The organism is Burkholderia sp. E168m15 (assembly GCF_016586105.1).
Lineage (GTDB): Bacteria > Pseudomonadota > Gammaproteobacteria > Burkholderiales > Burkholderiaceae > Burkholderia > Burkholderia orbicola.
This window is the reverse complement of the sequence record NZ_BCPO01000180.1, coordinates 1-16810: the sequence shown is the minus strand read 5'-3', so window position 1 is coordinate 16810 and position 16810 is coordinate 1. Positions and strand designations below refer to the sequence as shown.

19 protein-coding genes are annotated in these 16810 nt (G+C 69.4%); 8 read left to right on the top strand and 11 right to left on the bottom strand.

Translation table 11 applies throughout. The features are described 5' to 3' along the window. Nucleotides 1-71: 71 nt before the first annotated feature. The 3 genes from JMF86_RS28735 to JMF86_RS28725 form a co-directional block, all read right to left on the bottom strand. A complete protein-coding gene (locus JMF86_RS28735) occupies nucleotides 72-542 on the bottom strand; it encodes a DUF2269 domain-containing protein (protein ID WP_011548970.1) in 471 nt (156 codons plus the stop codon). After that, a complete protein-coding gene (locus JMF86_RS28730; RefSeq protein ID WP_011548969.1) occupies nucleotides 539-1861 on the bottom strand; it encodes an SDR family oxidoreductase in 1323 nt (440 codons plus the stop codon). The genes JMF86_RS28735 and JMF86_RS28730 overlap by 4 nt, the downstream gene beginning before the upstream one ends. A gap of 88 nt (nucleotides 1862-1949) precedes the next feature. Further along, entirely contained in the window at nucleotides 1950-2483 is a 534-nt protein-coding gene (locus tag JMF86_RS28725; RefSeq protein WP_011548968.1) for a GbsR/MarR family transcriptional regulator, read from the bottom strand. A 160-nt stretch (nucleotides 2484-2643) separates the two neighbouring features. Here JMF86_RS28725 and fabV point away from each other — a divergent pair, with 160 nt between their 5' ends. Then, nucleotides 2644-3846 (top strand): enoyl-ACP reductase FabV, encoded by a 1203-nt coding sequence (gene fabV / locus JMF86_RS28720; protein ID WP_011548967.1) that lies wholly within the window; start codon nucleotides 2644-2646, stop codon nucleotides 3844-3846. 58 nt (nucleotides 3847-3904) lie between these two features. On the opposite strand, the gene JMF86_RS28715 is transcribed toward fabV, so the two are convergent. Continuing rightward, nucleotides 3905-4609 carry an SDR family oxidoreductase gene (locus tag JMF86_RS28715; RefSeq protein ID WP_011548966.1) on the bottom strand — a complete coding sequence of 235 codons (705 nt, stop codon included), beginning with the start codon at nucleotides 4607-4609 and terminating at the stop codon, nucleotides 3905-3907. A gap of 340 nt (nucleotides 4610-4949) precedes the next feature. Here JMF86_RS28715 and JMF86_RS28710 point away from each other — a divergent pair, with 340 nt between their 5' ends. After that, nucleotides 4950-5537, top strand: a complete 588-nt coding sequence (locus JMF86_RS28710) for a TetR/AcrR family transcriptional regulator (RefSeq protein ID WP_011548965.1) — start codon at nucleotides 4950-4952, stop codon at nucleotides 5535-5537. Nucleotides 5538-5579: 42 nt separating this feature from the next. Here JMF86_RS28710 and JMF86_RS28705 read toward each other — a convergent pair whose 3' ends face one another. Together JMF86_RS28705 and JMF86_RS28700 are read right to left on the bottom strand one after the other, a co-directional pair. Further along, nucleotides 5580-6158 carry a membrane protein gene (locus JMF86_RS28705; protein WP_011548964.1) on the bottom strand — a complete coding sequence of 193 codons (579 nt, stop codon included), beginning with the start codon at nucleotides 6156-6158 and terminating at the stop codon, nucleotides 5580-5582. A 25-nt stretch (nucleotides 6159-6183) separates the two neighbouring features. Then, nucleotides 6184-6714, bottom strand: a complete 531-nt coding sequence (locus JMF86_RS28700; protein ID WP_011548963.1) for a GNAT family N-acetyltransferase — start codon at nucleotides 6712-6714, stop codon at nucleotides 6184-6186. 203 nt (nucleotides 6715-6917) lie between these two features. Between JMF86_RS28700 and JMF86_RS28695 the strand changes: the two genes are divergently transcribed. From JMF86_RS28695 to JMF86_RS28685, 3 genes are all read left to right on the top strand, one after another. Then, nucleotides 6918-7283, top strand: a complete 366-nt coding sequence (locus JMF86_RS28695) for a helix-turn-helix transcriptional regulator (RefSeq protein ID WP_041489456.1) — start codon at nucleotides 6918-6920, stop codon at nucleotides 7281-7283. Further along, nucleotides 7255-7740 (top strand): SRPBCC family protein, encoded by a 486-nt coding sequence (locus JMF86_RS28690; RefSeq protein WP_011548961.1) that lies wholly within the window; start codon nucleotides 7255-7257, stop codon nucleotides 7738-7740. The genes JMF86_RS28695 and JMF86_RS28690 overlap by 29 nt, the downstream gene beginning before the upstream one ends. Nucleotides 7741-7859: 119 nt before the next feature. Continuing rightward, a complete protein-coding gene (locus JMF86_RS28685; protein ID WP_011548960.1) occupies nucleotides 7860-8336 on the top strand; it encodes an SRPBCC family protein in 477 nt (158 codons plus the stop codon). Between the two features lie 15 nt (nucleotides 8337-8351). Here JMF86_RS28685 and JMF86_RS28680 read toward each other — a convergent pair whose 3' ends face one another. The 4 genes from JMF86_RS28680 to JMF86_RS28665 all read right to left on the bottom strand — a co-directional run bounded on the left by JMF86_RS28680 (nucleotide 8352) and on the right by JMF86_RS28665 (nucleotide 13135). Continuing rightward, nucleotides 8352-9467 (bottom strand): amidohydrolase, encoded by a 1116-nt coding sequence (locus tag JMF86_RS28680; protein WP_011548959.1) that lies wholly within the window; start codon nucleotides 9465-9467, stop codon nucleotides 8352-8354. A 1-nt stretch (nucleotide 9468) separates the two neighbouring features. Next, nucleotides 9469-10776: an MFS transporter gene (locus JMF86_RS28675; RefSeq protein WP_011548958.1), complete on the bottom strand. Its 1308-nt coding sequence runs from the start codon at nucleotides 10774-10776 to the stop codon at nucleotides 9469-9471. An 83-nt stretch (nucleotides 10777-10859) separates the two neighbouring features. After that, nucleotides 10860-12152 (bottom strand): CaiB/BaiF CoA-transferase family protein, encoded by a 1293-nt coding sequence (locus tag JMF86_RS28670; protein WP_011548957.1) that lies wholly within the window; start codon nucleotides 12150-12152, stop codon nucleotides 10860-10862. After that, nucleotides 12149-13135, bottom strand: coding sequence for a hydroxymethylglutaryl-CoA lyase (locus tag JMF86_RS28665; RefSeq protein WP_011548956.1), 987 nt, complete (start codon nucleotides 13133-13135; stop codon nucleotides 12149-12151). The genes JMF86_RS28670 and JMF86_RS28665 overlap by 4 nt, the downstream gene beginning before the upstream one ends. A 173-nt stretch (nucleotides 13136-13308) precedes the next feature. Between JMF86_RS28665 and JMF86_RS28660 the strand changes: the two genes are divergently transcribed. Next, nucleotides 13309-14127, top strand: a complete 819-nt coding sequence (locus tag JMF86_RS28660) for an IclR family transcriptional regulator (protein ID WP_011548955.1) — start codon at nucleotides 13309-13311, stop codon at nucleotides 14125-14127. 145 nt (nucleotides 14128-14272) lie between these two features. Next, nucleotides 14273-14911, top strand: coding sequence for a 2-hydroxychromene-2-carboxylate isomerase (locus tag JMF86_RS28655; RefSeq protein ID WP_011548954.1), 639 nt, complete (start codon nucleotides 14273-14275; stop codon nucleotides 14909-14911). Nucleotides 14912-14940: 29 nt separating this feature from the next. On the opposite strand, the gene JMF86_RS28650 is transcribed toward JMF86_RS28655, so the two are convergent. After that, the gene (locus JMF86_RS28650) at nucleotides 14941-15924 is read right to left on the bottom strand and encodes a LysR family transcriptional regulator (RefSeq protein WP_011548953.1); all 984 of its coding nucleotides are present in this window, start codon (nucleotides 15922-15924) and stop codon (nucleotides 14941-14943) included. 101 nt (nucleotides 15925-16025) lie between these two features. Between JMF86_RS28650 and JMF86_RS28645 the strand changes: the two genes are divergently transcribed. Beyond that, nucleotides 16026-16810 (top strand): MFS transporter (locus JMF86_RS28645; RefSeq protein WP_201317185.1); only part of this gene is annotated, 785 nt, incomplete at its 3' end.

Here is a 16810-nt window from a genome sequence, read left to right as displayed (position 1 = left end):
TTTCTCAAGCATCATGAATCGATCGACTGCTGTCCCGCGTACGCCGTCGCTCCCGTGCGACGACGACCGGCTTACATCGGCTTGACCACCATCAGGAAATAGACGGTCAGCATCGCGAAGAACGCCGGATAGCCGAGCAGTTCCCAGCGCTTCGCGTAGCGCCAGTAGCGCGCCGGCAATGCGGCATCGCCGTTCGCGTGCGCAAGCTTCGCCATCGATGCAAGTTCGAGTTGCAGCCAGACGACCGGCAGCCAGCACGCACCGGCAACCGCGTACAGCACGATCGACGCGAGCAGCCACGGCGTATGCCACGGCCAGCCCGCCGTGTGCGCGAGCCACAGCCCGGACGCCGGCTGGAAGATCACGGCCGGCGTCGTGAACCACCAGTCCGCGCGCACCACGAGCCGCGACACGGCCGCGATCGCGGGCACCGACCGCGTGCGGTTCGCGAAGAACAGGTAGAACGCGGTGCCGAACCCCGTGCCGACCAGCAGCACCGAGGACAGGATGTGAAGGGCCTTGATGACGAGATAGGTGTTCATGCTTGTTCTTCTTCTGAATAGAGGATCAACAGGATGGCGAGAATCGGCACGTTCTTGAGCACGGGGCCGAACGGTTCGGCCAGCAGGCCCGGCATCGTGACCGCGATGACCGCCGAGTACGCGACGATCAGCGCCGCCTGCGCGGCCCACAGGCGCCGCGACGGCGCGACGACGGTCGCGATCCCGAACGCGAAATCCACCGCGCTGGCCGCGTAGAGCGCGATCAGCGCGGGCATGCCCGTCAGGTGCGCGGGCGCAAGCAGCGCGAGGCTCGCGTGCAGCGGATGGATGAATGCGCTGGCGATGGCCGTCCAGATCCACACGATCGCGAGCGCGCCCAACAGCAACGGGCGCCGCCACATCGCGAGCGCGTCGCGGCGCAACGCGGCGGCTTCCGCGCCGATGAAGCTGTCGATGCCGCGCGGCGGCCGGCCGAGCACGGCCGCGGTGGCCACCGGATCGCCGGTGTTGCCGCCGCGCAGCATCGTCCACGTGTCGCGCGTCAGCATCGCCCCCGGCCACACGCCGAGCAGCGCGGCCGCCGCGCCGACCAGCCGGCCCGGCAGCGTCACGCGGGCCGCCGGCGGAAATCCGAGCGCGGCGCGATAGGCGGCCAGCATCTCGCGGTATTCGACTTCGTCGCGGCCGACCACGTCGATCACGCGGCGGGCTCGCGCCGGCGGCGAATCGCTCGGCTGCATCACGAGCCGCGCGACGACTTCGGCGAGATCATCGACATGCACCGGGCGCAGTCGCTGATGCCCGCCTGCCGGCAGCACGTGCACGGGCAGGCTCGCGAGCATCCGGAAAAACCGCGCGGACGCGCCGGCCGCCCCGTAGACGAGCGCGGGGCGCACGATGCGGAAGTCGATCGGCAGCGTCTGCAGGAAACGGTCGGCCGCCTGCTTGCTCGCGAAGTACCGCGTGTCGCCGCGCTCGACGCCGAGCGCCGAGATCTGGATCACGCGCCGCACGCCGGCCCGGCAGCACGCGGTAAAGAGCGCGCTCGGCGCGGCGCGATGCACGGCATCGAGCGTCGCGCCGCGTCGATCGGCCAGCATGCCGACCGCGTTGATCACCACGTCGACGCCCTTCAGCCGCGCGAGCCACGCGTGCGGATCGACGTCGTGCGCGAAGTCGATCGCGACGTCGTACGGGCCGGCCGCGTGACGCACGCCGCGCAGCACGCGATGCCCGCCGGCTTCGAGCTGCGCGCACAGCGCCCGCCCGATGAAGCCGTTCGCGCCGCAGACGAGCACGGTCACGCCGCGTACGCCGGTGCGCTCGGGCGGGCAGATCGACGGCAAGGCTGCGTTCATTTTCACTCTCTATTTACAGTTATTTCTGTACAGACAGAAATAACAACCCCGAAAAAAGCGGGCTGCGTGCCCGCTCTCCCGTTACCGCTTACTTCGACGGCTTGCGCCTGACCGTCTGGCTGATCTTCGCGCCGATGCCGAGCGCCTTCATCAGCGTATCGGGCTTGAGCCGCAGCATTTCGTCCGACCAGGTCGTCAGCGTCTCGACGAACTGCAGCGTGTCGCGGATGCGCTGTTCGGTCTCGCGGCTCTCGTTCGCGATCTCCGGGCTCGTCAGGCAATCGCGCAGCACCGTGAGCGTCGGCTCGATCTCGCGCTGCCGCCGCCCTTCGACGATCAGCTTGAACAATTCCCAGATGTCGGTCGACGTCTCGAAGTGGTCGCGGCGGTCGCCGAGCACATGCACGACCTTCGCGAGCCGCCACGCCTGCAGCTCCTTCAGGCTCGTGCTGACGTTGGAGCGCGCGACGTTGAGCGTCTCGGCGATCTCGTCGGCCGCAACCGGCCGTCCGGCCAGGTAGAGCAACGCGTGAATCTGCGAGACGGTGCGGTTGACGCCCCACCGCGAGCCCATTTCGCCCCAGTGGAGAATGAATCGTTCGGCAATCGGTGTGAGTTCCATGGTGGGGAATTTAGTTTTTTCAGTTATTTCTGTCAAGAGAGAAATAACCGGGCGATCCGGCACCTTCCGGTCGCGCCCGCCCGCGATCGGCCGCTTCCTTTACAATGCGCGGGATTTTTCCGATTTCAGGCCGTCCCCGCCTTTCAGACAAGAGGTTTCCATGATCATCAAACCGCGCGTGCGTGGCTTCATCTGCGTGACGACTCATCCGGTCGGCTGCGAAGCCAACGTCAAGGAACAGATCGACTACGTGACTTCGCACGGCCCGATCGCCAATGGCCCGAAAAAGGTGCTCGTGATCGGCGCGTCGACCGGCTACGGCCTCGCCGCCCGGATCTCGGCCGCATTCGGCTCGGGCGCGGACACGCTCGGCGTGTTCTTCGAGCGTGCCGGCAGCGAGACGAAGCCGGGCACGGCCGGCTGGTACAACAGCGCCGCGTTCGAGAAATTCGCCGCGGAAAAGGGGCTGTATGCACGCAGCATCAACGGCGACGCCTTCTCCGACAAGGTCAAGCAGGTCACGATCGACACCATCAAGCAGGATCTCGGCAAGGTCGATCTGGTCGTCTACAGCCTCGCCGCACCGCGCCGTACGCACCCGAAGACCGGCGAAACCATCAGCTCGACGCTCAAGCCGGTCGGCAAGGCCGTCACGTTCCGCGGCCTCGACACCGACAAGGAAGTAATCCGCGAAGTGTCGCTCGAACCGGCGACGCAGGAAGAGATCGACGGCACCGTCGCGGTGATGGGCGGCGAGGACTGGCAGATGTGGATCGACGCGCTCGATGAAGCCGGCGTGCTGGCCGACGGCGCGAAGACCACCGCGTTCACGTACCTCGGCGAGCAGATCACGCACGACATCTACTGGAACGGCTCGATCGGCGAAGCGAAGAAGGATCTCGACAAGAAGGTGCTGTCGATCCGCGACAAGCTGGCCGCGCACGGCGGCGATGCGCGCGTGTCGGTGCTGAAGGCCGTCGTCACGCAAGCCAGCTCGGCGATCCCGATGATGCCGCTGTACCTGTCGCTGCTGTTCAAGGTGATGAAGGAAACCGGCACGCACGAAGGCTGCATCGAGCAGGTGTACGGGCTCCTGAAGGACAGCCTGTACGGCGCGACGCCGCACGTCGACGAAGAAGGCCGCCTGCGCGCGGACTACAAGGAACTCGATCCGCAGGTGCAGGACAAGGTCGTCGCGATGTGGGACAAGGTGACGAACGAGAACCTGTACGAGATGACCGACTTCGCGGGTTACAAGACGGAGTTCCTGCGCCTGTTCGGCTTCGAGATCGCCGGCGTCGACTACGACGCGGACGTGAACCCGGACGTGAAGATCCCGGGCATCATCGACACGACGGTCTGACGCGTCGATCCGCCGCCGCGCTCACGGCGCGGGCGGCGGGTTCGCACGACCGGCGGCGTCAACGCGGCGCCGGTTCTTCCAGATAGACGCCCGACGACAGCGTGGCCTTCACCTGCCGCGTGAACTCGTCGGTCGACACTTCCTCCGCCCCCGCTTCGATGGCGTCGTACGCCTGACGCACGACGTCGGCCGGCGTGGCCTTCGGCACGTCGAGGCCGGCCGTCAGGTCGGTATCGATGAAACCGGCATGCAGCCCGACGACCTGCGTGTGCTGCTCGCGCAGCGAATGGCGCAGCCCGTTGGTCAGCGCCCATGCGGCCGATTTCGACACGCCGTAGCCCGACAGGATCGGCCGGTTCACCCAGCTCGCGACCGACAGGATGTTCAGGATCGCGCCGCCACCGTGGGCCGCGAGGGTGCCCGCGAACGCGCGCGACATCGCCAGCATCCCGAACACGTTGGTCTCCAGGTGCGCGCGCAATGCGTCGACGGCGCCCTCGTCGGTCAGGCTGCCGAGCCGCGCGATGCCGGCATTGTTGATCAGCAGCGTGACGTCGCGCGCCGCATCGGCCGCCGCGGCGACCGCCGCCGGATCGGTCACGTCGAGCTTCACGGGCACGACGCCCGGCAGCGTCACGCTGGCCGGATCGCGCGCGCCCGCGTAGACCTTCCGCGCGCCCCGTTCGAGCGCCTGCTTCGCGAACTCGAGGCCAAGCCCGCGGTTCGCGCCCGTGATGAAAACGACTGCACCTTCGATCTTCATGACCCTTCCTTTCGGAGATTGAATCCCGCGCGTGCCGGTTCGCCGCACGCCCGGAATCCGGTGAAAAACCACGCTGCCATCGTGTACCGAACCGTTGCCCCGCCGGTGCCGACAGCCGGGCCGTCCCGCCGCCCGCGCCTCGCCGCACCCCAGACCCCGACCGACTTCGATCCATGCTGCGCCGGTTGCTTCGCTTCGTCCGCGAAGTCGGCTACACTCGAATCTCAATGTCGATCACCATCGTCTTTGCGATGCATGGTGCCAGCGCGACTTCGGCACGTCAATGGTGATCGCCATTGTGTTTTCAATCGACGCAATTGCAGGAATGAGGGAGGGATCGATGGGCGTCTCGAGACAACAGGCGGCGGAAAACCGCCACGCGATCGTCGCGGCCGCCGAGCGGCTGTTCCGGCTGCGCGGCGTCGACGCCGTCGGGCTGACGGAATTGATGAAGGAAGCCGGCTTCACGCAGGGCGGCTTCTACAACCATTTCAAGTCGAAGGACGCGCTGGTCGCCGAAGTGATGGACAAGGCGATGCAGGATCGCGCGGATTCGCCGAACGCCGGCAGCGTCGCGAAACAGGTAACGGCGTACCTGTCGGGCGCGCATCGCGACAACGTCGAGGGCGGCTGCCCGCTGTCGGGCTTCGCGGGCGATGCGCCGCGGCTGACCGACGCGGCGCGCGCCTGCTACACGCGCGGCGTCGCCGCGTATCTCGAGCGACTGGAACGCATGGTGGCCACGGAAGGCTCGGCCGCGGCCGACGCGCGCGACGACGCGATCGCCGTTCTCAGCCAGATGGTCGGCGCGCTCGTGCTGTCACGCGCTGTCGCCGGCACCGATCCCGCGTTGGCCGACGAGATTCTCGATGCGGCGCGCCGCACGCTCGTCGGGCAGCCGGACGATCCAGCCGCCGTGCCGGCATAGCGGCTCATCGGCATTCGCGCGCGACCGCGTCGCCATCGCGCGCTATCGGACTGCCCGCGCGGCGTCCCACAGCGGCTGCGCACCGCGCGCCGCATTCCACGCGGCAAACTGCGTGCGCCACGATTCGAACGGCTGCGCGAGCGGATGGCGCGGGTCGTCGCTGAGCGCATACGCCATCCCTTCGATCAGCCAGCGCGGCTTCGTCACGACGGCGAGGTTGCCGAGCACTTCCGCCTGCCGGTGATGGATCAGCTCGTGCGCGAGAAAGTAGGTCTGCCAGCCGCGCGGCGCGATCACCACGCCGAAATCGCCGAGCGTCAGCCCCGCGCGCGCGCCGAGGCCGAACGCATCGGCGCACGTGCGCGTCGAGCAGAACACGACGCGCGGCGCGGCCCGGAACGGGCCGACGGCCGCCGCCGCGCGCGCGGAGCCGTCGCGATAGAGCTGCTGCGCCGCGCCGAGCTTCGCGACATCGTCCGTGCAGATGTCGGCGCTCGGGCACGACACGCCCGGAATCAGCGCGGGCGCGACGACGCGCAACGGCTTGACGAGCGCATACGCGGCAATCGGCAGCGCGACGAGCAGGCCCGTGAGGGCGAAAGCGACGTGGGCGCGTTTCATCGAGGCGGCGGTTCGACGGATGCCATTACGCGAGCTGCTTGTGGAAAAACGTCGTCGCGCACAGCGCGCCGTCGGGCATCAGCGCATAGTTCGGCACGACGCCGACGCGCTGCCAGCCGGCCCGCTCGTACAGCCGTTCGGCGTCGCCGCCCGTCACCGTGTCGAGCACGAGCACGGTCTTGCCGGCGTCGCGCGCGGCCGCTTCGGCGGCCGCCATCAGCCGCGCGGCGACGCCCTGCCGGCGCGCGTACCGCGACACGAGCATCTTCGCGATGTCCGCGCGATGCGGCTGGTTCTCCGGCTGCGCGGTTACGACCTGCACGGTGCCGACGATCCGGCCGGACGCATCCTCGGCGACGAGCAGGATGCGCTCGTCGTTCGCGACGCCCTCGGCCACGCGCGTCCAGAACGCGACGGCGGTCGGCCGCGCGATCGGCAACATGAAGCTGACGGATGCGCCACCTTCGACGCAATCGATCAGCACGTCGGCCAGCGCGTCGACACAAGCCATCGCTTCGCTCGCGCCGACGCGGCGCACGGTAACAGGTTCGGTCATGCCTTCTCCGGTAGTCAGGTGGGCCGCACGCACGGGTTCGGCGTGGGCCGGAATCGGAAACGACACCGGCCAGGCGTCGAGGCGGGCTCAACGGCGACGGGCGTCCGGCAACGCGGCGCCCGGTCGGCGCGTGTTACCGCCCCACTATCGTACGTGACGAAAATGTTCGCTGCATGCCTGCAACATCGCCTACACTTAGCCGAATGGATAACCTTCAAGCCGGCCTCAGCGACGTGTTCCATGCCCTCGCCGATCCGACGCGCTGCGCGATCGTCAGCGCGCTCGGCCAGGGCGAGCGGACCGTCTCCGCGCTGGCCGCGCCGTTCGACATGGCGCTGCCGTCGTTCATGAAGCACGTCGCGGTGCTCGAGCGCAGCGGCCTCGTCGCGACCCGGAAAACCGGCCGCTCGCGCACCTGCGTGCTGGTCGGCAGCCGGCTGACCGAGGCCGAGGCATGGCTCGCCGCGCAGCGCGCGCAATGGGAAGCGCGATCCGATCGTCTCGTCGAATTCGTCGAACGCCGTCACCAGGAGGAGCAAGATGTCAGCCAGCCACGTCGAACCCGCTGAAGCCCACGATCTCGTCATCACGCGCACGCTGCGCGCCCCGCGCCAGGCGCTCTGGCGCGCCTGGACCGACCCCGCGCTGCTGAAGGAATGGTGGTGCCCGAAACCATGGACCACCGAGGTGCGCGCGTTCGACCTGCGGCCGGGCGGCGCTTTCCATACGTTCATGCGCGGCCCCGACGGCGGCACGAGCGACAACCCCGGCTGCTTCCTCGAGATCGTGCCGGAATCGCGGCTCGCGTTCACGTCGATGCTCGCGGGCGGCTGGCGGCCGCAGACGCCGTGGCTGGGCTTCACGGCGATCATCACGATGGCCGACGACGACGCGGGCAGCCGCTACGAAGCGCGCGTGATGCATCCCGACGCCGCGACGCGCGAGCGCCACGAAGCGCTCGGCTTTTTCGAGGGCTGGAACACCTGCATCACGCAGCTCGACGACTTCGCCGCCGCGCTGCGCTGACCGCCGCCTCGCGTGCGGTCATTGCATGCCGCCGCGCCCGCGCCTAGGATTCCTGAAGGAAGCATGACGACACGCCGGGCGCCGGCGTGCACCGTCTCGCACGCTTCGCGGGAGGCGACATGTTGCACACGCACACGCATTCGACCCGGGTCAGCCGGCACCTGAACGCGCCGCGGGGGCGCGTCTATCGCGCGCTGCTCGACCCGCACGCGGTCGAGCAATGGAAGGTGCCCGACGGCATGACCTGCCGCGTGCACGCCTACGACACGCGCGAAGGCGGCGCGCTGCGCGTGTCGCTGAGCTACGACGCACCGTCGGCCGGCAACGGCAAGACCACCGCGCGCACCGACACCTATCACGGCCGCTTCGTCACGCTCGTGCCCGACCAGCAGATCGTCGAGATCGATGTATTCGAAACCGACGATCCGATGCTGCGCGGCGCGATGACGATCACGATCACGCTGTCCGACGAAGCGGGCGGCACGCGCGTGGACGCCGTGCACGACGGCGTGCCGCCCGGCGTGCCGGCCGCCGACAACGAGACCGGCTGGCAGATGGCGCTGGCGCGGCTCGCGGCGCTGGTGGAAGCCGGGTGACGCCGCGCCCGCGCGTCAGCCGAGCCGGTACGCGTGCGTGACCGTGCCGCGGAACAGCGCGTCGCGCTCGTCCGCGCTGGCCTGCGCGGTCAGTCGCTTGAACGCGTTCCAGCCGTTCACGAACGAATACGAGCCCTTGTCGACCGGGAAATTGCTCTCGAACATGCAGCGCCCGGGGCCGAACGCGTCGATGCAGGTCATCATCCACGGCTTCCACGCGTCGGCGAGTTGCGCCGAAGACGGCGGCTTCGCGCCTTTCTCGAAATCGAACCCGTTGATGCGCATCCCGAGGCCGCCGACCTTCACGTACACGTTCGGCAATTGCGCGAGCGTGCGCATCGACGCCGACCAGCGCTCGAACACCTCCGGCCGCTTGTCCGCATAGCTGCCGATCCGCACGACGCCGCCGCAATGGTTGACGATGATCCGCGTCTCCGGGTTCGCTTTGGCGAGATCGAATAATTCGGGCAACTGCGGGAAGAACAGCCACGCGTCGTACGACAGCCCGAGCGGCGCAAGTTGCGCGACGCCGGCCCGGTACGCGGGATCGAGCAGCAGCCCGCGCGGCACCGCCGACAGCGGATTCGCGAGCGTCGGATCGGCATCCCACGTACTCAGGTGCCGCACGCCGCGAAACCGTCCGCGCCCCGCTTCGAGATGCGCTTCCAGCACGTCGCGCACGCGTTCGCCGAGCCGCAGGTCCGCATGGCCGACGATGCCTTTCGCGACAGCCACGGGGCCGTGCTGAAGCGGCTCGGTCACGCCGGCGACGTAAGCCGTCTCGCCCACCGGCTTCAGTTCGGCCGGGCCCGAATCGCGGTAACGCGTCTGCGCCTGCATGTAGACGGACGCCTGGATGTTGTGGCCCGAGCGCGCGTCCCGCAGATAGTCGTCGAGCATGTAGATCCAGCCCGGCCGTTCGTAGAAGTGATGATGCGCGTCGACGATCGGCAGGTCGGGCTCGAGCGCGGGTTCGAGCGCCGACGCGAGCCAGTCGGGGCGGACCGCGAGGTAGTTGCTTTGCGTCATGCGGGAGGCTCCATCATGGGCCGGCGTCTCGGCGAACGCGGGCAGCGCGAGCGAGGCGGCGGCCGCACCGATCAACCGGCGCCGTTTGATCGAAAAGGTCATGTCATTCGCTCCGGTCGAACGCGTACAGCGACAGCGTGAGCAACGTCGTGATCGCCAGCACGATCGCGAGGCCGAGCATCCCGGCCGTGAAGGTGCCGAAGCTGTCCTTCAGGTAGCCGACGAGATAGGGGCCCGCGAAGCCGCCAAGCGCGCCGATCGAATTGATCAGCGCCAGCCCGCCGGCCGCGGCCTGGCCCGACAGGAAGCGCGACGGCAGCGTGTAGAAGATCGTGCGGCCGGCAATCGTGCCGATCAGCGCGAGCGTGATGCCGACGAGCGCCGGCCCGAGCGTCAGGAAATGCGTCGACACGCCGAGCGCCACCGCGCCGATGCACAAGCCGATCGCCAGGTTCGCGACCGGGCCGCCGCGACGGTCCACCCGCTTCGCCCACCACAGCAGCGCGATCGTGGCGAAGAAGTACGGCACCGCGGAGAGCCAGCCGGTCTGCATCGTCGACATCCCGTGCGCCTTCAGCATTTGCGGCAACCAGATGCCGATGCCGTACGAACCCATCGTGAAGCCGAACGAGATCAGCGCAAGCACGTAGACGCGTACGTCGCGCAGCGCGACGCCGAAGCGCTTCTTGCGGCCGGCGGCCGCGCCGTCACGCTCGAACGCGCGCTGCAGCGCGGCCCGCTCGTCGTCCGACAGCCACGCGGCATTCGCCGGCGAATCCGACAGCAGCTTCAGCACGAGGAAGCCGAGCGCGCACGCGGGCAGCCCTTCGACGATGAACATCCACTTCCAGCCGGCGAGCCCGAACGTGCCGTCGAGCTGCAGCAGCCACGTCGACAGCGGGCCGCCGACCAGCGACGACAGCGGCGTCGACACGGTGAACCACGCGAGCACGCGCGTGCGGTAGCTCGCCGGAAACCACACGGCGAGGAAGAAGATCACGCCGGGAAAGAACCCGGCCTCGCCGATGCCGAGCAGCAGCCGGATCGCGTAGAAGCTGGTCGGCCCGGTCGCGAGCGCGGTCGCGGCCGCCATCAGCCCCCACGTGATCATGATGCGGGCGAGCCAGCGGCGCGCGCCGAAGCGGTACAGCGCGAGATTGCTCGGCACTTCGAACACGCAGTAGCCGGCGAACATGATCCCCGCACCCCAGCCGAACTGCGTCGCGGTCAGCCCGAGATCGCGGTTCATCGTGAGCGCCGCGAAGCCGACGCTGGTGCGATCCAGGTAGTTGAAGAAATACGCGAGCGCGAGCAGCGGGATGAAGCGCCACGCGGCCTTGCGCACGGCCCGTTGCTCGATCGACGTGTCGGTCTCGCGATCGGCGGGCAGCGCCGGGGAAGCGGATGTCATGGTTGTCTCCGTGGATGCGGCGCTCCTCTGCCGCGCGGTGCGCGGCCCGGACGCCTTTGTTCGTTCGATGAATCGCGGCCGCGCTACGCGCTCGCCACTTCGTTCGCCGACGGCGCGCCGCCCGGCGCGTCGCCGTGCGCGGCGGCGTCCGCGCCGTACCGCCCCGCGACGACGCCGGCCTCGATCAGCGCACGCGCGTCGTCCGGCGTGTAGCCGAGTTCGCCGAGCAGCGCGCACGTGTCCTGGCCGAGCGCGGGCGGCGCCGAGCGCAGCCGCAGGCGTTCGCCCGCGAGCGTCAGCGGCAGCAGCGCGGTGCGCGTGTCGACCGGCCGCCCGGCGCTGCTCGCGTCGGCCGGCAGCGTCACGGCTTCGAGGCCGCCCGTGGCGAGCAGATGCGGATCGTCGAACAGGTCCTGCGGCTTCGTGATCGGCGCATACGGCAGGCCGGTCGATTCGAAGATCGCGCCGATCTCCGCGGCCGGGTACGGCGCCAGCCGCGAACGCAGCTCGGGCAGCAGCCATTCGCGCGCCTGCACGCGCAGGTTGTTGGTCGCGAGCCGCGGATCGTCCTTCAGCGCGGCCAGGCCGAACGCGTCGCAGAACAACACCCACTGCGTGTCCGACACGACCGCGAGAAAAATCTGTTCGTCGTCCTTGACGGAGAACACGTCGTAGACGGCCCACGCCGAAATCCGGCTCGGCATCGGCGACGCGGCCTGCCCCGTCACCGCGAACTGCATCATGTGCTGCGCGACGAGGAACACGTTGTTCTCGAACAGCGAACTCTGCACCTGCTGGCCGCGGCCCGTACGCTCGCGCTGCGCGAGCGCGGCCATCGCGCCGATCGCGCCGAACATGCCGCCCATGATGTCGTTCACGCTCGCGCCCGCACGCAGCGGCCGCCCTTCGGGGCCCGTCATGTAGGCCAGGCCGCCCATCATCTGCACGACCTCGTCGAGCGCGGTGCGATGCTCGTACGGCCCCGGCAGGAAGCCCTTGTGCGACACGTAGACGAGGCGCGGATTCAGCGCGTCCAGTTGCGGGTAACCGAGCCCGAGCCGGTCCATCGTGCCGCTCTTGAAGTTCTCGCTGAAGACGTCCGCCGTCGCAACGAGCCGCCGCACGATCTCGAGCCCGCGCGGGTCCTTCACGTCGACCGCGACGCTCTTCTTGTTGCGGTTGAACATCCCGAAGAAGCCCGCGCCGGAACCGCGCAGCGCGCGCGTGCTGTCGCCCGCGATCGGTTCGATCTTGATCACTTCCGCGCCGAGATCCGCGAGCAGCATCCCGCACGTCGGGCCCATCACCATGTGCGTCATCTCGATCACGCGCACGCCCGCGTACGGCAGCGCGGCAGCCTGTTGTCGATCGTTCATCGTGCGACTCCCGTCACGCATCCTTCCGGTTGCGCGGCCGACGGCGCGCGGCCATCCGCATAGCGGAAGCCCTTCGGCAACCCTGCGTCCGGCACGTGGCCGTACAGCGTCTCGGACGGCAGCGCCGCCTGCAGGATCGCGCGCGCGGCGAGCAGTGCGTCGACGTCGATGCCCGTGTCGTATCCCATCGCTTCGAGCAGGAACACGAGATCCTCGGTGACGATGTTGCCGGTCGCGCCCGGCGCATACGGGCAGCCGCCGAGGCCGCCCTGACTCGCGTCGATCGTCGTCACGCCGACGTCGAGCGCCGCGACGACGTTCGCGAGCCCCTGCCCGCGCGTGTTGTGGAAATGCGCGCCGCCGGCCTTGTCGCCGACTTCGCGCCGCAGCCGCGTGAACAGCCGGCGCACCTGCGCGGGGTTCGCATAACCGCTGGTATCGGACAGGCCGATTTCGTCGACACCGCATTCGGCCATCGCGACGGCCATCGCGATCGTCTCGTCGTCGGAGACCGCGCCCGCAATCGTGCAACCGAACGCGACCGACACGCCCGCCTCGATCTGCACCGACGGAAACCGTGCATCGCGCAATGCGACGATCGCGCGCACCTCGTCGATCATCTGCGCGGGCGTCTTGCGGATGTTCGCCACCGAATGGGCTTCCGTCACCGAGACCGGCAACGTCAGCTTGTGCACGCCCGCGTCGAACGCGCCCTCGGCGCCGCGCAGATTCGGCGCGAGCGCGGCGACGTGCAGCCCGGGAATCGCAAGCGCGTGCGCGACGACTTCGCGTACGTCGGCCATCTGCGGCAACAGCGCGGGCGGCACGAACGACCCGACCTCGATCTCGCGCAGGCCGGCCGCGGCCAGCGCGGTGATCCAGCGCAGCTTGGCGGCTGTCGGCATCACGGTCTTGATGCTCTGCAGCCCGTCGCGCGGGCCGACCTCGCTGACCAGCACCTTCGTGTTTTCTGAAACCTTCATTCGACACCTCATCGTTCTGCCTGAAAGAACATAGTTCTGTTTGACAGAACTTTAAGCGTGCATCGAATAGGCGATAAGCGGGGTATACCCGTGAAATCGCGTTTTTCTGGAACTTGTGTTCTGTCAGATAGAACGATATAGTCCACCGACCATCATTCGAAGGAAGCAGGTCCGTGCCCAGGAATCCAGCAGATCACGCCGGCGACGCAGCCGATCCGGCGACGGAAGAAACGTCCAGCGGCGTCGCGGTGCTCGACCGCGCGTTCGCGATCCTCCGTGCGTTCGGCCAGACCGACGACCGGCTGTCGCTCGCCGAGTTGTCGCGCCGCACCGGGCTGTACAAGAGCACGATCCTGCGCCTGCTCGCCGCGCTCGAGCATGGCGGATTCATGCGCAAGCTCGACGACGGCCAGTACGCGGTCGGGCACGAGCCGTTGCGGCTCGCCGCGCTGTACCAGCGTTCGTTCCGTGTCGGCCCGGTGGTCGAGCCGCTCCTCGAGACGCTGAGCCGCGAGCTCGGGGAAACGGCGTCGTTCTACGTGCGTCAGGGCGACGTGCGCTCCGTGCTGTATCGCGTCGAGCCCGCGCGGGCGGTGCGCGTGTCGATCCGCGTCGGCGAGGAGTTTCCGGTCGGCCAGGGCGCATCGGGCAAGGTGCTGCTGGCCTTCACCGACACGCACGACGCCCGCTGGAACGACGTGCGCGAACAGCTGTGGGCCGCGTCGTACGGCGAGCGCGACCCGGAAACGGCCTCGGCGTCCGTGCCCGTGTTCGGCGCGGCCGGCGAATGCGTCGGTGCGCTGACGGTGTCGGGCCCGAAATCGCGGCTCGCCGCCGCGCCGGCGATGACGGCGGCGCTCGCGATGCTGCTGCCGCTCGCGCAGAAGGCGACCGTCGCCCTCGGCGGCGCGGGCGCGCGCTACGACGCGCCGGCCGTGCGCGACAGTCTCGCGCGGCTCGCATCGTCGACGGACGACGACGCCCGGTCGTAGGACGCCGGTTGCGGGCGGCACGCGATACGGCAGCGCGAAAAGCGGCCGCATGCGACACTGGCCGCCGATGCACGCAGCGCGCCGTTTGCCGGCGACGCACCGAACGTGCAACCGTCAACCGGACCCGCCCGAGGAGACACCCGCGATGAACGCCGCGCGCACCGCCAGCTGGTATTTCGATTTCGTTTCGCCATTCGCCTACCTGCAACAGGAGCAGTTCGACCGGTTGCCGCCCGCCGCCGCGTTCGAACCGCGGCCGATCGTGCTCGGCGCGCTGCTCGCGCACTGGGGCCAGAAAGCGCCGGCCGAGATCGCGGCCAAGCGCGTGTTCACCTATCGGCATGCGCAATACCGCGCGGACAAGCTCGGCATTGCGTTCCGGATGCCGCCCGCGCACCCGTTCAATCCGATCAAGCCGCTGCGCCTCGCGATCGCGATGGGCAGCTCGCGCGACGCGATCCGGCGGATCTTCCGGCATATCTGGCGCGACGGTCAGGACGTATCGACGCCGGAAGGCTTCGCCGCGTTGTGCGAAGCGGTCGGCTTTCCGGAGGGCGTGACGGCCGTCGAGGCCCAGCCGGTGAAGGACGCGCTGCGCGCGAACACGGATCGCGCGATCGCCGAGAACGTATTCGGCGTGCCGACTTTCGTGCTCGACGGCGACCTGTTCTGGGGCGAGGACGCGACCGACATGTTCGTCGACTGCGCGACGTCGCGCGCGTGGCTCGATTCGCCCGAGGTACGCCGCATCAGTGCCCTGCCGGAAGGAATCCGGCGCGGCTGACCGCGAGCCGCCGCCCGGCACCACCCGCTTCAGCTGTCGCGCCCTTCGACCAGCGCCGGCACGGCCTCGCGCATCATCGCGGCGAACCGCACGAGCCGCGACGGATAGAACTGCGCATGCGGATAAGTGAGGTAGACCGGTAGCGGCGCGGCCTGCCACTCCGGCGCGAGGTGCACGAGATCGCCGCGCGCGAGATCGTCGGCCAGCATCCACGACGACCCGACGCACGCGCCGACGCCCAGCAGCGCCGCGCTGCGCAGCGCATACAGGTTCGCGGTCGTGATGCGCGGGCGGATCGCGATGCGCCGCGTGTCGCCGGTGGCCGCATGCGTCAGCGCAAGCTCGGTGCGGTAGTACGTGCGCAACGCGAGCCACGGCAGCGCGGCGAGCGCGTCCGGATCGGCCGGCACGTCGGCGCCGTTCAGCACGGACGGCGCGGCGACCACGAAGCGCGGCACCTTCGTCAGCCGGATCGCGACCACGCCCGGATCGGTCGGCTCGCCGACCTGGATCGCGCAATCGATGCCGCTGCCGACGAAATCGCGCACCTCGTCCTGCAGCAGCCATTCGACCGACACGCGCGGATAGTCGCGCAGGAACTGCGCGAGCGGCGCGACGAAACGCTGCTGGCCGAACGCGTGCGGCACCGCGACGCGCAGCAGCCCGTCCGGCTCCTCCTGCGCGCCGCGCAAATCGGCCTCGAACGCCGCCCAGCTCGCCAGCAACTCCTTCGCCTGCTTGAAGCACCGTTCGCCGTCGACGGTCAGCCGCATCGTATGGGTCGTGCGTTGCAGCAGCCGCATGCCGAGCGAATTTTCCAGCGCCTGCAGCCGCCGGCTGATGGTCGGCTGCGTCGTATGCAGTTGCACGGCGGCCGCCGACAGGCTGCCGGCCTCGACTATGCGCACGAAGGTTTCCATCAGCTCGAAACGATAGCCGGCGCCGTCCACCGGCACCGCCTGGATGCGCCGAGACCCGCCAGCAGCGGGAGAAGGAGAGGATTTTTCGGTCATTCGTGGAGCGTATAACAAATCTGCGCGGGGTGGCACTACCGTCGCCGGCCGCGTACCGCCACACTCGCGTCCATCCCATTCTTCCACCGAGGATGTACGCGATGTCCACCCCGACCCGTCTCGATGCCGCGCCGCGCGCGGCGCACGCCCCGGCCCGTCCGGCCGCGGCCGCCCATTCGATGCCCGATCGCCGGCTCGTGCTGCTGCTCGCGGCCGCCGCCGGCCTCGGCGTCGCCCCGCTCTACTACGCGCAGCCGATGCTCGGCGCGCTCGCGCCCGATCTCGGCGCGTCGGCGCGGGCGATCGGCTTCGTGCCGACGCTCACGCAGCTCGGCTATGCGCTCGGCATCCTGCTGCTCGCGCCGCTCGGCGACCGCTTCGACCGGCGCCGCGTGATCGTGACCAAGGCCGCCGCGCTGGTCGTCGCGCTGCTGTTGGCGTCGATCGCGCCGTCGCTCGGGCTGCTGCTCGCGGCGAGCTTCGCGATCGGCCTCGCCGCGACGATGGCGCAGGACGTCGTGCCGGCCGCCGCGACGCTCGCGCACGACGCGCATCGCGGCCGGATCGTCGGCACGGTGATGACGGGGTTGCTGCTCGGCATCCTGCTGTCGCGCGTCGTGGCAGGATTCGTCGCCGAGACGGCCGGCTGGCGCGCGATGTTCGCGCTCGCGGCCGCCAGCGTCGCCGTGATCGGCGCCGTGGCCGCACGCGGATTGCCGCGCTTCGAGCCGACCACGCGGCTGCCGTATCGCGCGCTGATCGGCTCGCTCGGCGCGCTGTGGCGCGCGCATTCGGCACTGCGCCGCGCCGCGCTCGCGCAGGGGCTGCTGGCCGTCGGGTTCAGCGCGTTCTGGTCGACGCTCGCGGTGATGCTGCACGGCGCGCC

Bases quoted from the DNA above. Each gene is read 5' to 3' on its own strand.
- JMF86_RS28650 (WP_011548953.1), bottom strand. From the start codon at position 15,924: ATGACCGAAAAATCCTCTCCTTCTCCCGCTGCTGGCGGGTCTCGGCGC.
- JMF86_RS28730 (WP_011548969.1), bottom strand. From the start codon at position 1,861: ATGAACGCAGCCTTGCCGTCGATCTGCCCGCCCGAGCGCACCGGCGTA.
- JMF86_RS28655 (WP_011548954.1), top strand. From the start codon at position 14,273: ATGAACGCCGCGCGCACCGCCAGCTGGTATTTCGATTTCGTTTCGCCA.
- JMF86_RS28735 (WP_011548970.1), bottom strand. From the start codon at position 542: ATGAACACCTATCTCGTCATCAAGGCCCTTCACATCCTGTCCTCGGTG.
- JMF86_RS28675 (WP_011548958.1), bottom strand. From the start codon at position 10,776: ATGACATCCGCTTCCCCGGCGCTGCCCGCCGATCGCGAGACCGACACG.
- JMF86_RS28700 (WP_011548963.1), bottom strand. From the start codon at position 6,714: ATGACCGAACCTGTTACCGTGCGCCGCGTCGGCGCGAGCGAAGCGATG.
- JMF86_RS28705 (WP_011548964.1), bottom strand. From the start codon at position 6,158: ATGAAACGCGCCCACGTCGCTTTCGCCCTCACGGGCCTGCTCGTCGCG.
- JMF86_RS28710 (WP_011548965.1), top strand. From the start codon at position 4,950: ATGGGCGTCTCGAGACAACAGGCGGCGGAAAACCGCCACGCGATCGTC.
- fabV (WP_011548967.1), top strand. From the start codon at position 2,644: ATGATCATCAAACCGCGCGTGCGTGGCTTCATCTGCGTGACGACTCAT.
- JMF86_RS28665 (WP_011548956.1), bottom strand. From the start codon at position 13,135: ATGAAGGTTTCAGAAAACACGAAGGTGCTGGTCAGCGAGGTCGGCCCG.
- JMF86_RS28670 (WP_011548957.1), bottom strand. From the start codon at position 12,152: ATGAACGATCGACAACAGGCTGCCGCGCTGCCGTACGCGGGCGTGCGC.
- JMF86_RS28690 (WP_011548961.1), top strand. From the start codon at position 7,255: ATGTCAGCCAGCCACGTCGAACCCGCTGAAGCCCACGATCTCGTCATC.
- JMF86_RS28725 (WP_011548968.1), bottom strand. From the start codon at position 2,483: ATGGAACTCACACCGATTGCCGAACGATTCATTCTCCACTGGGGCGAA.
- JMF86_RS28715 (WP_011548966.1), bottom strand. From the start codon at position 4,609: ATGAAGATCGAAGGTGCAGTCGTTTTCATCACGGGCGCGAACCGCGGG.
- JMF86_RS28695 (WP_041489456.1), top strand. From the start codon at position 6,918: ATGGATAACCTTCAAGCCGGCCTCAGCGACGTGTTCCATGCCCTCGCC.
- JMF86_RS28680 (WP_011548959.1), bottom strand. From the start codon at position 9,467: ATGACCTTTTCGATCAAACGGCGCCGGTTGATCGGTGCGGCCGCCGCC.
- JMF86_RS28685 (WP_011548960.1), top strand. From the start codon at position 7,860: ATGTTGCACACGCACACGCATTCGACCCGGGTCAGCCGGCACCTGAAC.